Origin of the sequence: Senegalia massiliensis (assembly GCF_900626135.1) — a bacterium.
Classification (GTDB): domain Bacteria; phylum Bacillota; class Clostridia; order Tissierellales; family SIT17; genus Anaeromonas; species Anaeromonas massiliensis.
On sequence record NZ_LR130787.1, the window covers coordinates 1 to 16,934 of the forward strand.

Here is a 16,934-nt window from a genome sequence, read left to right on the forward strand (position 1 = left end):
ACACAAAACCTCAGTTGATTGAAGCCTCCATACTCACTACCCATCGTAGATTGTACTTCTTAGGCTAATTATATTATACCACTATTTTATGCTATTACTAACATATTTTTTATTTTACTTCTACTGCAATCTTTTAATTCTAAATAATAAGGATATAGTCTTTTCATTTTATAAATAGATAAATTTTCTTTTAAATTTTCAAAGTAATCTTTTGTTGTTTCTTCGATCAAGTCTATAGCTTCTTCTATAGCTTTATTTTTTGTAATTCCACAACTTAATATATTTACTTCTTCTACACTTAGTTCATATTGATTCGTTTTTTTATCTTTATTTATACTAACAGTAAGCTTTATATATCCCAACTTTAGTACCTCCTTCAAATATAAATCAAAAGCTTTTTAAAGACTTTCTAGCTTATTATTTATATAATCAATAAATGTATACTCGTTATTGATAGAAATAGTCTTTTCAATATATCTATATGTTTTAGGAGCTTTCTCGTATAATAATTTATTTGTTTCTTCACTCGCAAAATAATAAGCAAATGATTCTACAAAATACTCGTTCATATCTTTTTTATGATAATTAATATAATGATTATGGTCATCATTTTTATCAGGGATACCAAATGTATTCTTATTAAAAAAATTATCTTTTTCAATACTATATATCTCATTAAATTCATAATTATAAGAATGAATATCTCCTGAATGACCATTTTCACTAAATGAATAATCAAATGCATGACCTATTTCATGCAATGTATTAAGCTCTGTACTATATCTATCAAAAATAAATTTGCTTCTTTTATCACTTGGTTTATATGTTACATGTATAAAACCATCAGAGTGATAAAAAGTACCAATACTATCTTCATGATAAACATCATTAATATTAATTTTAACTTCATTATCTATTAATTTTGATAGTATATTATCAGGTAAGTTCATAACAATTTTTTTAGTTTGTTTTACATCTTTATTATCCATATAAGAATTATTAATAAATATACTTTGTACTTCATTTTTAAATTTATAATCGCCATATAGAAATGAACTTAAGATAACTATCCCTAATAGCAATATAGAAATAATACTTATAGATATTATTTTAACTTTTTTATTTGAACTTGTATTTTTATATTTATTATTTACAACATAACTCATAATATCAGCTCCCATTATCATTAATTTAAGTAATCATTTATAATACATAATTACATTTTTATTTTAATATCCAGGAATAAATATTTATTCTTGGATATTAAAATATTATATAAATCACTTTAATAATGTAAACAAAGTTGATATAATTGTTTTACATTGGTTTACACATATCAAGTAAATTTATTTACATTTGTAAACTGTATTAAAATTATTTTTATTTTGATGGCAGTCAAAATAAAGAGGTTTAATTAAATATTTTTATATATAATTCTGGTATTTATTTGTTGATACCAGAATTATATTTTTTATGGATTATTTTAATAAGCTTGTGCAACATCTACTATAACCCAATTTCCATTAATTCTTTCAAATAAAAACTCTAATTTTTCATCAGCATTTCCTTTTTCAGTTATTGTTTCATCTGAAAAAAAACTGTCAAAAGATTCTTCTTCAAAGTCATAATTTATATTAGCTATAAGTGAAACATGATCTATATCCCCTATAGTTGTAGATTCTATACTTAATTCTTTTAATTCTCTTGAAACAAACTCTATGTAATTTTCCATACGATCAATTTCAAAAAAGTCTTCAGAAACTATATCTTTAAATTCACTTTCATCTGAATTATCATAATGTAATTTAATAAATTTTTCAGTTATATTAGTAAGTTTATTTTCAATATCTTTTGTAGCTTTAAACATTATTTCATTTGTTGAATTTTCAGGACTTACAACTTGTTTAACTTCTTTAGCACCTTCTAATTTAGCTGTAATTTCATATTCAATAGGAAATACAGATGATATATTAAATTCTTTGTATTCGGGTTGATAATATACACTTAAGCTTTCTATTCCTGCACTATCAGCTTCAGCTACTATCTCTTTTCCTTTAAAAAATAACTTTGTACCTTTAGGAGCTTTTATTTTTAAATTAGTAATAAAGCTTTCAGAACCCACTAACCAATTATCAAAGACACCTAGTTTCTTACCTTTTTTTATTAACTCTAAGCTATAAATATCAGGCTCAACCTCTACTTGATAATATTTCATATCTCTTGGCATAACCTCTGAATATGACTCCTTTTTAGTTCCAAGTAACTCAGCTACAAAATCTTCAGTTCTAGCTTCAGATACAACACTTTCTTTTCCTTCTATTTGCATATTATCTATGAACTTATCGTAGCTACTTTTATCAATAAATTCATTTTCCTGAATATCTAACATTTTAAAAGCTTCTTCAGTATTTCCTTCAGTTATATTATCTACATATTTTTCAGCTACTGCATCAGGAGAATAAGATGATTTTAGATTGTTATATCCAAAAATTAAAACTACTATAATCACTGCTGCTACTCCAAATTTAATAAAACTTTTTATATTACCTTTCCTTATAGACGGTTTTTTAATTTTTAAATTGCCTTTTTTTACTGAAGATTTCTTTGACTTATTATTATTTTCTAGCTTGTCCACTGCTTCAGTACCACAATTTTCACAATATTTCTCTTTTCCTGTATCAATTTTACACTTAGGACAGTACATAATATCACCTCTTAACTTTTTTGATTTCTTAATGTTTGAACCCTTTCCATATAATTAGAACTCCATGCATAATTATCTTGTGAAAGATTTCTATTATATCCTAGTACGTTTTCAAAGTAATTAATTCTATAAGCTACTAAAGGTCTTAATTCTACAAATAGCTTAGATAGGTCTTTATCTTGTAATTTAAAAACATATAATTTATCTAAATAAGATAACATATCTGCTGAAAATCCTGCTTTATGTGTAGATCTATCGGCTTCAATAAATATTTTTCTTTCATATAACATATAAGGAGCATTGGTATATTTTCGTGTGAATCCCCAACCTATTAGCCTTAACATACCAACAACTAAAGTTAATACAACCATTCCAAGTGATGAAAATATTCCTTGTATACCTGTACCTAAAATAAATGTTCCTACACTAAGACTATAAAAATAAGCTATTGGTGCTAATATAACTGCTAAAATTGTTGCCATTCTACCTAATAAAATAGTTGAGTCATGCAACAACCTTTTATTTGCTATATTATATTTGATTTGAGCAAATTCATTATACAATAATGCAGTTAATTCCGAGGTTTCTAAACTGTCTATAGCTCCTTTAGAAATAAATATTGAGTTTCCATAACTATTAGATTCAATATCTAAACTATCAAAAGCAAATACTTTAACTGTCCCTGTCATATATTCATACGATATTCTATTTACACTTCTATCTAAAGCTTTTATTTTTTTTCCTGTTACATTGTTTAATGAAGATAAAAGCTTATATTGAATCCATATAGGAGCTGAATATCCTCTTATATCTGTTCTGTCTTTTAATTGCTCTAGAATAGGCTCTAATACCTTTTCTTCTCTTCCAATTAAGTTTCTACCTTTAACTATAAATGCTACTCCTCTTTGTCCTGCTGGTGTATATAATAAGAATAAGAATATCAGATATAATATTAATGTTCTTATCAAACTTGTAAATGGCAATGACCCAGGAGGAAAAAATTGAGAAAATACTGTTTCAAATAACTTTAAAAAGTAAAAATTAAATAATATTGATATTAAAGGAATTACTCTTAACATTTATTTCACCATCCTAACTTTTATTTTTCCATATCTAAATTCAGGTACTTTTGTAAATACTATAGCTTCCCCTATATTCAATCTTCCAAAATCTCTAGCTTTATAAATAAGTTCTTCTTCCAATGTTATACTTTGTCCTCTATTAACATCGTCTGAATTAGTTGTTTTTGAAGTACTTATTGTAGATTTATATATATCTTTAGTACTCAATGATTTAGACAATTCTTCTTGAGAACTTGTAACATCTTGCCTTAAACATATCTTTACATTTGTATTAGCTAATATCTGTTTCATAAGCTTATCATCGCCATTCATAACCATATCAGCTAATTCCTGTGTGCCTAATATGTTTCTAAAACCAAAACCCCTAGTTTTATTTATTAGATTTACTATAATTTCGCTTGCAAAAACGTTAAATTCATCAAATACCGTATACACTCTTTTGTTTTTACCTGCAAATTTAGGAGATACAGTTTTTAAATCAGCTATTACTAATCTACCTACCATTTTTGCATATTCAGGAAATTTTAAAGCATCTATAGAAAAAATAACTACATCATTGTTTTCTATGGATTCTAATAAGTCTATAGTCATTGGATCAAAAGTATCTACAAACAAATGAGCTAATTCACTTTCTGTAATAGATTTAATTCTATTAGATAACCCCTTTCCCGCTGATTCATCAACTTCATTAAGAATATGAATCATAAAACTTCCTTTGTCCCCTAATTGTTCTGCTATTCCCTTTAAAGTATCTGTATTAAGTGCGTCAGTTAGATCTTTAAGGTCTATAGCTTTCTTTTGTATTAATTCTTTAGTTTCAGGAAGGAGTAACAATTTAAAAGCACCTTGCAAAAGTCTTTCAGCTTGCAACTTATAATGTTCTTCAGACCAATCGAATATATTTATTATCTTATCTTTTAATTCGGTAAATCCTCCATGCCTTAAACAATTATAGTGAAAAGATTCTACAGAAGAATCCATAGTAAATAGCTTAAAATTTCTATTATACTTTTCAGATCTTTTCTTTAATTTATTAGCAAATTCTAAATCTCCTTTTCCATCAACCATAATTATAGGATCATTATTTTTAAAAGGTAATTCTAATAAAGTATCTATTGTAACCGTTTTTCCAGCTCCTGTAGCTCCAACAATTAAAGTCATTAAATTAAGCTCTTTATCACTTATATTTAATTCTTCATAGTTAGAAGTATTATAACCTAATAAAACTGTGTTTTTATCTAAATTATCCTTTTCCTTAAGTTTATCTTTCATAGGTACTGATTCTGCATAAGGTCTTTTTTCCCCTTTAGGTGGTTCAGGTGTATATCCATCTTTAGGTTTAGTTTTATAATTATCTTTATTGTAATCAGGTTGTTCATAATCCCTAGGATCATATTGCTTATGTTCTTTCTTAGTAAAAAACATCTGATATATAACTGCTATAACTAAGAAAAATATTATTACTTCAACTAAAAATCCCATCTTACACCTCCTATTTAATTATTGAAATAGGTTCAATTTTATAATATTTCTTATATTCTTTTCTTATCATGAAAATCAGCATATCTTTAGGAAATTTAGTATCCTTATCATGATTAAAAATATGTTCAATATATAAATTTATATATTCTTGATTATCTTCAAAAAATCTTTTTATATTTTCTTTTACTACTATAGTAATATATTTTAATATTTTATCATTGTCATTGTTGTAACTCTCGCAAAGTTCATCTCTATATCCAGGTCCAAAGTCATTATAAAACCAACCTTTAGAATCTCTAAACATAACCTCACATAATCCTTCATTGACTGATTTACTCATTACAAAATCTAATACATGTTCTTTATTAATGAAATGTTGATTTACTACTTTTTCACAAGCATTTTCTTTGTTATCAGCTTCAACAAATGAATATTCATCTTTATACCTTAATTCTGTATTTTCATCATTATAAATCAAAAAAACTTTACCACTAATATTAATCCCTACCTTTCTTTATTTTTTTTAATAACTTCTTTAAGCTTTTCAATTCTTTCTACTGTTTTAATATCAGCAAAATTAAACTCATTGTCCCCCCTTACAGATACTTTTATATATTTTTCAATATCAGGAAGCACATCGTAATTTACTTCTCTAATATGTGAAATCACTTTATTACTTTTAGTATTAATTGAGTTATTAAGATAATAATTATTTTTTTTATTTACTCTCTCTAAAGCTCTTTTTGTCAATTTTTCAAGAATAGATTTTCTTTCTTCGCTTATAGTTATTATCTCTAATGTAAACTCACAACAATTTAATTGATTTTTAGTACCTACGAAATTAAGGAATTTAGATATTAATGTTAACACTCTAAATATAGGATTTTGCTGTATTTCTTGGTCAAAATCATACCAAACAAAATGTAGTGTTGAATCCTTTAAACTATTTTCCCTAATATAATCTTTCAAGTATATAGAACTCCTATCACCTAAAATTTTTAATTTAACCTTAAGTTGTTCTCTATAATTTTCTTTAGCGACATTACCTAAATGTATATTCTGCAATCGGTTTAATTCAAATGATTTTATAACATCTTTTAAAAATATATCTAATTTTTCTAAAGATAAATCAACATTAATTAGGTCATGTCTTTCAAGTAAGTACTCAAAACTGTAAATAGAATTCATTAAAGGTCTATAGCTTGGATTTTTATTAAGTCTATTAACTGTTAAATCTGTTTCAATAGTTTCTATTTTTCTGTATTTTAAATACTTTAATGATGTTGATTTTAAATATATATAATAATTGTTATTTAATTGCTCTGAACCAATTAGTAATATATCTTCCATCTTTTTTATTTCTCGGTATCCCTTTGACTTTTCGCCATAATACTTATACAACTGATAATATAAGGCATATCCCCCACATAAAAATATAGTTTCTATTAAATCTTTATAGTCTAATTCTAAGTCTAAATAAGTATGGGGGTTTATAATGTCAGTTCTAACAACAATTTTATTATCCATTTATTAAATCCCTCCTAAATTTTATCTATAAGGAGAGTTTATACAAGACACGTTCTTCCTGCAACTCTATTTCCTACTGTAACTTTATTGTCTATTGTTTCTTGAGTGTATTTGTGTCCTATAACCTCTACTGCAAAACTATCACCATTCACTTCTACTATTGCATCTACACAATCTTTTCCATCAATTAATGCTTCAGGATATTCTCTTGCTATTTGAGTTTCATTTTTCCAAATAGCATTAGGATTATCATTCATAATTTGATAATAACTTTCTGCAAGTTTAAGATCATGGGTCACTTGATTTAAATTAGATTTATAGAAATATTGAACACCTATATTATTTTCACAATAGTTTCTTGCTTTGGTATCTAATCTGATAACCTCTGTCATCTTTCCCCCTATAGGAGCTGTTTTTTCTAATTTTATATAGTTTGACCTTTCTAATTTTAACAATCTATCTCTATTTAAATTACAGTATGTTTTAGCCTGTTCTACAGTACACATTCCTGCATTTGATAATTGTTTAAATAATATTTCTTCCCTACTAGTTATTTTTTTTATATACTTTGATTTCCTTCCCCGAGCCATTATATCCTCCTTCAGCTATTAATATGCGTTTCACTAGTATGTGTTTCTAATCTTCTAAAGAATCATTTCATGATTCTTGTTTTAAATGAAGCTTAATGCTTCCAAAACCAAAAGTTAGGTCGAAAGGCAAGCTTGCTTGCGAACTGAACGAAGTGAAGCTTTCGTACCGGTCACTGTGGTTTTTATATATTGACCGATAGGGAAATATATAAAAAATTTTATGAAACGATTAAGGGTTCCCTACTTTTTAAATAAGTTTTGACCGATAGGGAAAAAAATATTTGAAAAGAAAGGGATCGTTTCATAAAATAGCTGTGAAATTTTTGGTTTTGGAAGCATACAATATAGTGAAATTTATATATTGTAATATAGGCTATATTATCGCAATAATTGTTATATTAAATACAACAACTTAGTAAAACGTATACCATAAAAGTTATTTCACTTTTATGGTATACTAAATCAATAAAAAAAGCAAGAATATTTTATAAAATATTCTTGCTTTTTTTATTGATTTTCATTTTTTTACTTGCTTGTAACAAGCAAGTCTTATATTTTTTTAACTGAGTATTTTTTTATTTTACTACTTATTTGATATTAACTTTATTTTTTTATTTCTATTTATTATTATCTATATTTTATTTTAAGTATAAGTGTATTTTTATTTATAAGTTATTAGTGAAAAAACAGAAATAATAATAAACCGTTTCATATATTTGTATAACTTTTAATTTAAAAAACCTTTACTCTAATTTTTATAAAGTAAAGGTTTTAATTTCTTGTTGAGAGATACATATCAGTTTTTTTAGCCCCTGATCCGGACAACTCTTGTTATATTTTTTCATGACCGACAAGACGGCAAAGGAACGTATCTCTTGTTCCCTCATAGCTCCATTAAATAATTATGCTATCATATATATGATAGCATAAAATTTATAATTTTAATCTTATTTATTATTAATAATTTCATCATAAAACTTACATATCGCTTTATCTACAATTTCATTATAAGTTATATTAAGATCATCAAATTCTAATACTTTAAGTTTCTGAAGCTTTTTAACAGTACTTGGATATAAAGAATAACTTCTTTTTACTAGCTCTATTTTATATTTAAATGCTATTTTTTTACTTGGCTCTAATTCAGTTAATGTTATTATTTTATTTGGTTCATCATCTATAATATAACCTTCGAATTCTTTTATACTTAACATATGTTCTCCAAGTCTTAATTTGTTAAGTTCCTCTGTATTAAAAATGTTTCCTAAATCATCTTTATATTCTATTGTAACACTTCCTATATTCTTAACTTCTTTATAACTTTCATTCTTACATTCTTTAATTTCTTTATTCTTATTTCTCTTAGGAAGTCCCTCTAATATCCCTTTACTACTACTCATAATTCAATACCTCCTTAGTAAAATTCATATAATCTAAATATCCATTACATGATTGATTATAAAAAATAACTGGTGTTTTATTATCTTGGCTATATTCAATTTCACTATTTATTCTAATAACCGTTTTAAATACTTTATCCCCGAAAGCTTCTACTAATTGACTTCTTATATCTTTAGATATTTTTTTTCTTGAATCAAACATTGTAATAAGTACTCCTATTATTTCTAATTCAGGTTTTAAATTATCTTGAACTAATTCTATAGTATCTAATAAATGCTTAATCCCTTTTATACTAAAAAATGATGTAGCTACAGGAATTATAACTCCATCTGAAGCAACTAATCCATTTATACTCAAAAGTCCCAATGAAGGAGGACAATCTAATAAAATATAGTCATAATCATCTTTAATTTTATTCAATATTTTACTAAGTACACTTTCTCTACTCATAGCATTGGATAAAGTAATTTCAGCATTAGATAAAGTAATATCACTAGGTAATACATCTAATTTTTCATACTCAGTAAATTGTACTACTTTCATAATTTCATGTTTATTATCATTTTTATTTGTTAATAGATCATAGATAGTTTTATCTAATATTTCAGAATCTACTCCCACACCTATTGTTGTATTACTTTGAGGATCTAAATCTACTAATAAAACTCTATAACCTTTCTTAGACAGTCCAGCACCTAAATTTATAGTAGTAGTACTTTTACCTATGCCACCCTTTTGATTAAAAATACTTATTACTTTTCCCATTATATCCTCCTAACTAATACTCACCATATTTCTGTTTACAATATTCTTCATGTTCTCTATATAATTTTTTCATTCTTATTTTATCAACTATACTATCTATAAAAAAGTAAATTCCTATTAAAGCTAAAAGTTGAAAAAGTATTGTAAAAGGACTTCTAGGAACATAAATAGTAGTGCCAATTAAAAAAAATAAAAACAAACCTCCCCATAAAATAATACCTACTTTGTAAATTAACCTATCTAACATACTAAACATAAAAATACCTCCTTAGAATTTAACTTCTTAAATTCTTTAATTTTTAACTTCTTATATTCTTATTCTACATAACTTCTTAAATTCCTTCTTTTTTTTCTAAAATATTTTTAAATTATTATATCTTAACTTTAGTAATTCTCTATACTATATATTTATTTTAAAACTATAGTAAGATAAGGGGGAACTTCCAACGCGTTCCCCCTCGCTCACTACGTTCGCACACCCCCTCCTGTCCTGCCGCGGCTCACGTTAGAAAAGACTCACTCCACTACGTTCCGTTCCCTTTTTCTAACATTCCCCTTTGCCCGACAAGGTTTGTGTGGTATATTCTTTATTTTTTTTAAAAAATTTTTATGGTTTTTATATTTTTCGTTTTTTTATTTAAAACACTTGACACCCAAGAGCCAAACCCTATAATGGCAAGATCAAAGGAAATGCTGGCAGAATGGACATAGGTGTGGGGTATCCCCTGTTTTTAACCTGAAAATAGACATAGTTATTTTAGGTCTTAAGAGTTACTTTTTTTATCCCCTACCTTGGATTATAAATAAATTCATAGCATTGTTTATGTTTATTTCCCTACAACAGAAATAAATACGCTATCTTACCACTTTGCAGGCGTGGTGTGGAGACGCCTCCACTGAAAACTAAACTATAATGGCAGTCACAATAGGTGTAGGCTTTCATTTGGCAAAGTGTTTTATATTCCGAATTATATAGTCTATTCCTTTTAGGATCCTTGTCGGAGGTACAGAATTGTGTCAGCAGTCAAACACTTTTAAACAAGATTAACTATATAATTACTTGGTACCGTACTGTCGATTTACTTGCAATTTGTTTTATCTCTGTAACTTAGAAGGCTTGTCTTATCTTCTAATTATCAGTTTTCTTTACTAAGGATACTAAGCCTTAGCATTATGCTTTCAATCCCTTATATTCGCCTTTTCAGGCTCTCCTAACTCACTATGTACAATAGGTTTATGTATTATCCCTATCTATAAAGAAAAATATTTATTCGTTGCCCCTTTCACAACTAAAAACTTCCCTTTCAGTATGTAAACTGAATATCTATATTTAATTTTTAAGCTACTGCATCGAGTCTAAGCTACAGTAACTACCCTATAGGTTTTTAAGTATCTTTTGGTACTATATATATTTAAAACCTTTAAAAGTTTTAAAAAGCATTATAAAAGCCCTAGGTATTAGATACCTAGGGCTGGAGATTTCCTTTTAATTCCTACAATTTCCTTTATATATAACCTTGTCATACACTTATTATTTTGATATAATCAGGGTATATATTAAAACAAGGCTTTAGTTGTAGGCTTGTCCTATTGCTTCCTGGTATCTGTTTTACCTGAAGTACTTTTAATATGCGTCCAACATATTAAAAGAACTGAAGCTTCGAAACCGACATTGGTCGGTTTTTTTTATTTAGTTTTTTATGTAATATTTTTTAAACTTAATACTATTGTACTCTTCTTGCTTAAATATTTCAACAATTATTCTACTCCTAGAATAATTCTACAATAAGAATTCTCCATTTTATTAAGTTACATTTGTCCTTACATAAATTTTTTATAGTATATTATCACATGGTATATTTAGGTATAATTCCTTAAATTATAAAATAATTTTATGTTTCTACAAAGTATGACATTTTTCACATAATTTTTATTGTATAATTTAAGAAAATTATTCTATTGGAGTGATATAAAGATATGCGTAATATAAGTAGACAATTTCAATTTGAAGTAGATAATAATAAATATATTTTTGATGGTGATGAAGTGGTTTTATTTCCTGTAGTAAATTCTATTTCAAAATATAAAATTTTAAGAAACGAGAAAAGCAATTCAGATACTTTTAGAAAAAACTTTCTTTATACTGTAGCTTTAAACTTAATTAATAAATGTAACTTAACTTGTGAATATTGTTTTGCTAATCAAGGTAACTATGATAATCCTAATCAACGAATGAGTTTTGAAGTAGCTAAAAAAAGTATTGATCTTACTTTAGAATCAGTCATAAAAAATAAGCATGATGAAATAAGAATTGCCTTTTTTGGTGGAGAACCTATGCTAGAATTTGAGCTCATTAAACAAATTGTTCACTATGTTAATACTAAAGTACCTATTACTGTGACACCTACATATCTTATTACTACAAATGGGACAATCATGGATGAAGAGATTAGTAATTTTTTTCAAAAGAATAATTTTATAGTAACTATAAGTATTGATGGTGATCAAGAGACTCATGATTTTTATAGAAAGTTTAATTCTGGAAAAGGCTCTTATCAAAGTGTAAGAAACTGTATCAACATTCTAATAGATAAAGTGCCCATTATAGGTAGAATAACAGTTAACCATAATAACTTTGATATTCATAATCATGTAGAACATCTTGTATCCTTAGGATTTAAAGAGATCACTTTTGCTTATGACTATAATATTTATCATAATACTTTTAATAAATTTACATCTTCAATAGATACGTTAATGAAAAACTATATATCTGATATCAAAAATAGAAAGTATTATAATCTTACCAATATCACCAGTGTACTACTAGCTATTGCTCTTAATCTAAAAACAAAATCTCATTGTTCTGCTGGAAAATCTTATTTATCAGTTTCCTCTGAAGGTAATATATATAAATGTCCTAGATTTACAGGAGTAGAAAAACACTCCTTTGGTAAAATTGATACTAATCAACTTACACAAATAGAGAGTGAAATTAGAATGTTTGATGACAGTTTACAAACTAGTGTGGCAGATAGAGATGGTAACTGTAACTATTGCACATTTATATATCTATGTGGAGGTATGTGCTATCATCATTCCTTCACAAAATCTTCTGGTTCTCAATTCACACGCATTGAATCAGAGTGTAATTATAGAAAACAATTATATAAAAGAACTTTAGAATTAATTGTAAAGTTAACCCCCCTAGAACGAAGAGACTTTATAAGATTTTTAATGACAAATAGAGATATTGTTACCAATTAATTTTTAAAAATAACTACTATATTTATTAAGTAGTTTAAAGATATAAAAAAAGGAGGTGATAATAATGAAACAAGAAGAACAACCTATTTTAGTTGCTGAGATTGATTTTGGATTAGACTCTACAGACTATGAAAAGTTAATAGATACTATTACATACGTAGTTTGTGAAGGAGGAGCTGAAGGTTCAGCAGGTTAAAAAGAAAACAAATATGAAATAAGACACTTAAGTGTCTTATTTCATATTTGTATAAAATTAATTAGTAAAGGATAATTTATTATATGGATAAATATAAAATACTTTTTAAGTACATGAAGAAAAATTTATTTAAACTTATTATAGGCTTTATTATCTCAATTTTTATATCTCTACTCATTTTACCAATTCCATTTTTAACTCGTATTATAATTGATGAAATAATCCCAAATTATAATCAAACTAGGTTTCTAAAATATATACTGATAATTATTTGTGTTTATATAATACAAAATACTTTGCGTTATGTATTTAGTAATTTTTTCTATATCATAAATTCTGAAATAATGCTTGAATTAAGAAGAGATATATTTAATAAAGTTGTTAAACTCAAATTAGATACATTCAAATCTTATAGTATGGGAGAAATCATAACTAGAATTGAAAATGATACGGCCTTTTTAACTCCATTACTAGTTGATTCATTAGCTAACTTAATAAAAGACATTTTAATTGTGATAGTGGGAATCATATCAATGTTTTATATAAATAAAAAAATGACTGTCATTGCTTTGGTTATATTTCTTATTTACTCAGCAATTATAAAATTCTTTAATAATAAAATAAAGTTAAAAACTACCAATTTTATGAAATATAAGGCATTGGAGAAAGAACGATTAATTGATTGTTTAAAAATGTTTAAATTAATTAAGATATTTAAAAACTATGAATATAGTGTATACAAATATACTGAAATCGCACTTCAAAAACGAAAAGCAAATATAGATCTAGGTAAAACAAAACATCTCTATATTTTTTTAACTAATATTACAGCTGGAGCATTACCTATAATTACAATCACATTAGGTTGTTATGAAATATTTGAAAATAGACTTACTATTGGGTCTCTTTTAGCTTTCAATTCATTTTTAAGTTATACTTTAACCCCTATTAGTAAATTGGCAAGTATCAACTTTAATATTCAGAAATCTATCGTAAGTTTAGAAAGATTAAATGAAATCTTAAATTTAGATGAAGATCAGTATCATCCACCTTTAAATCAACAATTTAGAGAATTATCTTTATCTCAAGTCTCATATTCATATAATAAAAATAAAATCTTAAATGATGCTAGTATTAATATAAAAAAAGGAGATAAAATTGCTATAATAGGTAAATCTGGTGTAGGTAAGACTACACTTCTTAATATACTATCTGGATTAATTGAAATAAACTCAGGAAGTATTATCCTTAATGGTGAGCTATTAAACAATAATACTATATATAAATTGAAAAATTATACCACTTATATTGAACAAGACTCTTATTTATTTAATGATACAATATTGAATAACATAATCTTCAGCATGCCTAATGCTACTAATAATAAAATTGAAGAAGTAATTAAAATTGCCAACTTAAATAATAAATCTCACTCTAACATTTTAAATTTAAATACTATTATTGAAAGAGGTGGCGAGAATATTTCATTAGGACAAATGCAAAGAGTGAGGATAGCACGTGCATTACTTTCCAATGCTGATATCATATTATTGGACGAGAGTACTTCCAATATAGACTTAAAAACTGAAAATGAAATCTATAACTCTATCCTTAAATATTATGAAGATAAAACTATAATATTAGTAACCCATAAATATGAGATTCTTAATAAGTTTGAAAAAATATATGAATTTAAAGATGGAGAACTAAGTTTAATTTCTAATCATATTTATGCTGATTAATTAAATCTATAATATTTTTTATGTATTTTTTAGGGGGATTGTAATAAATGAACTATAATTATTATGACTATTATAAGAAATTTTTAGGTATAGAAAATAACATTAAAATTAATAATAAAATAAATTTAATTCCTAATATTAGTAGAACTAAACCTATTAGTGAAAATTACTATTATCCGCTTATTTGTTCCATGATAGATGATAATGTATTCTGTTCTTTAACACCCGAATTATATGAAAATTTTAAAGAGATTTATACTAATCCTTTTATTAATAATATCGAAGATTTTAGTAATTATTTATCAAGTTTTTGTGAACTCAATTCCGATAAATTCGAATTCAAAGTTATGTATAGAATGGTAATTGAAAAAAATAATATGATATCACCTCGACTTAACTCTTCAATAGATATAAAAGTTCTTACTAAACACATTGTTGATAATGTCCTAATTTTTGATGATATTAAAGAAAGACAAAAATATTGGTTGAGAAAAAAACAGTTAATAGATGAAAGGCGACAATTTATAATTCTAAAAGAACAGCAGATTATATCATGGTGTAAAGTATCCGATATAGACTTTAAAGGTGCAAATATAGCTGTATTTACTCATCCAGATTATAGGTCAAAAAAACATGCTCAAGCTTTGGTAAAAAATGCCATTAGCTGGTGTTTCAATAATGGATATCTTCCAATCTATTGGGTAGATTCCAAAAATCTAGCTTCCTTAAAAGTTGCTACAAATTTAGGTTTCAATATCAAATCATTAGAATATGTTATAAAAAAGAAATGACTTATATATTTAAACTATCATACAAATCATTAATATCATCTTGCCTAATTCCTAAATATCTCTTAGTAACGTTCAAATTACTATGATTTAAATTCTCCATAATAAGAGCAGGATTAAATCCGTTTTTCCAGGCATGATACCCCCAAGTCTTTCTTAAAGTATGGGTTCCCACATTATCTTCAATCCCTACAACCTTAGCTCCATTCTTTAAGATATTAAGAGCCTGTTGCCTTGTTAGAGGCTTGTTATTTCCCTCTCTAGACTTAAAAATATAATCATCCATAGATAAGGTATCTGAATTATTTAAAAGCTCTCTAAGGGCTTTCTGAGAGGTCTTGTTAAGTTTAATTTTCCTTTCTTTCTTAGTTTTCTTCTCTATTAAGTTTACTTCCTTAAAACTTCTCTTATTTTCCTTTAAAACATCACTCCATTTTAGATTAAGTAAATCTGAAATTCTAAGAGCAATATTAATACCTAAAACAAACATTGTATAATCTCTAATATCTTTTCCTTTTAAATAATTTTTCATAGCATTAATTTTCTTTATATCTCTAATTGGATCAACTAATTTCATTTCTTCACCTCAACTAATCTTAATAATTTTTAGCATATATTCTAGGTTCTCTATCTTTATGTACTTCACTACATTTAATACATACAATTGTGTTATCTATAGGGGCATAATAAGCAAATTCCTTATCCTTAAAATCTTTACCACAACTTTGGCAATAACTTTTTCTAGTTTTCTTTACCTTAATATATTCACTCATTTAAAAACCTCCTAATAGTTTTACATATTACTATTATATCATAAGTTATGACAAACCTAAACAATAAAAATAAAAAAGGATAAAGTATAAAATGTACTCTATCCTAGTAATATCAATTATTCTATATGTTTTTGTCAATTTGTCATAATATGAATTATGTAAAATTAAGGTTACTTTTTAAATTGGAATATCTCTAAATTCTAAAAGTATTATAATTTCAACATTTATTAGTGTTTTATACCTTATGCAAAACTTAGCTTTTTACATTAATATTATAAAAAAAATCCTTAGACTAATTAGTCTAAGGATTTCATTGATTGTAATTCGGTGCATTTTTTACGTTTCGGATTTCTCCTAGTCAGGAATGGCTCGAACACACAAACCAGTTTAGAACCTCCCCGCTCACTCACCTGACAAAGCAATAACGGATCAACAGTTAATGTGTATTTTTTTATTCGGCATTTCTGCCTAGATGGGGAGGTGCGAAAATACACAAAACCTCAGTTGATTGAAGCCTCCATACTCACTACCCATCGTAGATTGTACTTCTTAGGCTAATTATATTATACCACTATTTTATGCTATTACTAACATATTTTTTATTTTACTTCTACTGC

Annotated in this window: 17 protein-coding genes; 4 read left to right on the top strand and 13 right to left on the bottom strand. The window is 25.9% G+C overall.

Annotated features, from left to right (window positions below; genetic code table 11):
- Positions 1-86 precede the first annotated feature (86 nt).
- From E0D94_RS14385 to E0D94_RS14435, 11 genes are all read right to left on the bottom strand, one after another.
- Positions 87-380 (bottom strand): hypothetical protein, encoded by a 294-nt coding sequence (locus E0D94_RS14385; RefSeq protein WP_130808264.1) that lies wholly within the window; start codon positions 378-380, stop codon positions 87-89.
- A gap of 18 nt (positions 381-398) precedes the next feature.
- On the bottom strand, positions 399-1,166 hold the full coding sequence (locus tag E0D94_RS14390) for an anthrax toxin lethal factor-related metalloendopeptidase (protein WP_130808265.1): 768 nt from the start codon (positions 1,164-1,166) through the stop codon (positions 399-401).
- A gap of 317 nt (positions 1,167-1,483) precedes the next feature.
- Positions 1,484-2,704 (bottom strand): zinc ribbon domain-containing protein, encoded by a 1,221-nt coding sequence (locus E0D94_RS14395; RefSeq protein ID WP_130808266.1) that lies wholly within the window; start codon positions 2,702-2,704, stop codon positions 1,484-1,486.
- An 11-nt stretch (positions 2,705-2,715) separates the two neighbouring features.
- Positions 2,716-3,783: a hypothetical protein gene (locus tag E0D94_RS14400; protein WP_130808267.1), complete on the bottom strand. Its 1,068-nt coding sequence runs from the start codon at positions 3,781-3,783 to the stop codon at positions 2,716-2,718.
- Positions 3,784-5,268, bottom strand: a complete 1,485-nt coding sequence (locus E0D94_RS14405; RefSeq protein ID WP_130808268.1) for a type IV secretory system conjugative DNA transfer family protein — start codon at positions 5,266-5,268, stop codon at positions 3,784-3,786. It lies immediately after the preceding gene.
- 10 nt (positions 5,269-5,278) lie between these two features.
- Positions 5,279-5,746 (bottom strand): hypothetical protein, encoded by a 468-nt coding sequence (locus E0D94_RS14410; RefSeq protein WP_130808269.1) that lies wholly within the window; start codon positions 5,744-5,746, stop codon positions 5,279-5,281.
- Positions 5,747-5,772: 26 nt separating this feature from the next.
- Positions 5,773-6,795 (bottom strand): hypothetical protein, encoded by a 1,023-nt coding sequence (locus E0D94_RS14415; protein WP_130808270.1) that lies wholly within the window; start codon positions 6,793-6,795, stop codon positions 5,773-5,775.
- Between the two features lie 38 nt (positions 6,796-6,833).
- Positions 6,834-7,385 (bottom strand): hypothetical protein, encoded by a 552-nt coding sequence (locus tag E0D94_RS14420; RefSeq protein WP_130808271.1) that lies wholly within the window; start codon positions 7,383-7,385, stop codon positions 6,834-6,836.
- A 947-nt stretch (positions 7,386-8,332) separates the two neighbouring features.
- Entirely contained in the window at positions 8,333-8,785 is a 453-nt protein-coding gene (locus E0D94_RS14425; RefSeq protein WP_130808272.1) for a hypothetical protein, read from the bottom strand.
- Positions 8,778-9,551: a ParA family protein gene (locus tag E0D94_RS14430; RefSeq protein ID WP_130808273.1), complete on the bottom strand. Its 774-nt coding sequence runs from the start codon at positions 9,549-9,551 to the stop codon at positions 8,778-8,780. Before E0D94_RS14430 ends, E0D94_RS14425 begins: the two co-directional genes overlap by 8 nt.
- Before the next feature lie 13 nt (positions 9,552-9,564).
- Positions 9,565-9,807: a hypothetical protein gene (locus E0D94_RS14435; protein WP_130808274.1), complete on the bottom strand. Its 243-nt coding sequence runs from the start codon at positions 9,805-9,807 to the stop codon at positions 9,565-9,567.
- A gap of 1,721 nt (positions 9,808-11,528) precedes the next feature.
- Here E0D94_RS14435 and E0D94_RS14440 point away from each other — a divergent pair.
- From E0D94_RS14440 to E0D94_RS14450, 4 genes are all read left to right on the top strand, one after another.
- The gene (locus tag E0D94_RS14440) at positions 11,529-12,818 is read left to right on the top strand and encodes a radical SAM/SPASM domain-containing protein (protein WP_130808275.1); all 1,290 of its coding nucleotides are present in this window, start codon (positions 11,529-11,531) and stop codon (positions 12,816-12,818) included.
- A 64-nt stretch (positions 12,819-12,882) separates the two neighbouring features.
- Positions 12,883-13,014, top strand: a complete 132-nt coding sequence (locus tag E0D94_RS15160; protein WP_278044713.1) for a hypothetical protein — start codon at positions 12,883-12,885, stop codon at positions 13,012-13,014.
- 113 nt (positions 13,015-13,127) lie between these two features.
- Positions 13,128-14,756 carry an ABC transporter ATP-binding protein gene (locus E0D94_RS14445; protein ID WP_242620573.1) on the top strand — a complete coding sequence of 543 codons (1,629 nt, stop codon included), beginning with the start codon at positions 13,128-13,130 and terminating at the stop codon, positions 14,754-14,756.
- Between the two features lie 47 nt (positions 14,757-14,803).
- Positions 14,804-15,547, top strand: coding sequence for a GNAT family N-acetyltransferase (locus tag E0D94_RS14450; RefSeq protein ID WP_130808277.1), 744 nt, complete (start codon positions 14,804-14,806; stop codon positions 15,545-15,547).
- A gap of 1 nt (position 15,548) precedes the next feature.
- On the opposite strand, the gene E0D94_RS14455 is transcribed toward E0D94_RS14450, so the two are convergent.
- Together E0D94_RS14455 and E0D94_RS14935 are read right to left on the bottom strand one after the other, a co-directional pair.
- Positions 15,549-16,121: a tyrosine-type recombinase/integrase gene (locus E0D94_RS14455; RefSeq protein ID WP_130808278.1), complete on the bottom strand. Its 573-nt coding sequence runs from the start codon at positions 16,119-16,121 to the stop codon at positions 15,549-15,551.
- 19 nt (positions 16,122-16,140) lie between these two features.
- Positions 16,141-16,317, bottom strand: a complete 177-nt coding sequence (locus E0D94_RS14935) for a hypothetical protein (protein ID WP_165442992.1) — start codon at positions 16,315-16,317, stop codon at positions 16,141-16,143.
- Positions 16,318-16,934: the final 617 nt, after the last annotated feature.

Excerpts from the sequence above, each read along its gene's own strand:
- E0D94_RS14390 (WP_130808265.1), bottom strand. The coding sequence starts at position 1,166 with ATGAGTTATGTTGTAAATAATAAATATAAAAATACAAGTTCAAATAAA.
- E0D94_RS14395 (WP_130808266.1), bottom strand. The coding sequence starts at position 2,704 with ATGTACTGTCCTAAGTGTAAAATTGATACAGGAAAAGAGAAATATTGT.
- E0D94_RS14400 (WP_130808267.1), bottom strand. The coding sequence starts at position 3,783 with ATGTTAAGAGTAATTCCTTTAATATCAATATTATTTAATTTTTACTTT.
- E0D94_RS14405 (WP_130808268.1), bottom strand. The coding sequence starts at position 5,268 with ATGGGATTTTTAGTTGAAGTAATAATATTTTTCTTAGTTATAGCAGTT.
- E0D94_RS14415 (WP_130808270.1), bottom strand. The coding sequence starts at position 6,795 with ATGGATAATAAAATTGTTGTTAGAACTGACATTATAAACCCCCATACT.
- E0D94_RS14420 (WP_130808271.1), bottom strand. The coding sequence starts at position 7,385 with ATGGCTCGGGGAAGGAAATCAAAGTATATAAAAAAAATAACTAGTAGG.
- E0D94_RS14425 (WP_130808272.1), bottom strand. The coding sequence starts at position 8,785 with ATGAGTAGTAGTAAAGGGATATTAGAGGGACTTCCTAAGAGAAATAAG.
- E0D94_RS14430 (WP_130808273.1), bottom strand. The coding sequence starts at position 9,551 with ATGGGAAAAGTAATAAGTATTTTTAATCAAAAGGGTGGCATAGGTAAA.
- E0D94_RS14435 (WP_130808274.1), bottom strand. The coding sequence starts at position 9,807 with ATGTTTAGTATGTTAGATAGGTTAATTTACAAAGTAGGTATTATTTTA.
- E0D94_RS14440 (WP_130808275.1), top strand. The coding sequence starts at position 11,529 with ATGCGTAATATAAGTAGACAATTTCAATTTGAAGTAGATAATAATAAA.
- E0D94_RS15160 (WP_278044713.1), top strand. The coding sequence starts at position 12,883 with ATGAAACAAGAAGAACAACCTATTTTAGTTGCTGAGATTGATTTTGGA.
- E0D94_RS14445 (WP_242620573.1), top strand. The coding sequence starts at position 13,128 with ATGAAGAAAAATTTATTTAAACTTATTATAGGCTTTATTATCTCAATT.
- E0D94_RS14450 (WP_130808277.1), top strand. The coding sequence starts at position 14,804 with ATGAACTATAATTATTATGACTATTATAAGAAATTTTTAGGTATAGAA.
- E0D94_RS14455 (WP_130808278.1), bottom strand. The coding sequence starts at position 16,121 with ATGAAATTAGTTGATCCAATTAGAGATATAAAGAAAATTAATGCTATG.
- E0D94_RS14935 (WP_165442992.1), bottom strand. The coding sequence starts at position 16,317 with ATGAGTGAATATATTAAGGTAAAGAAAACTAGAAAAAGTTATTGCCAA.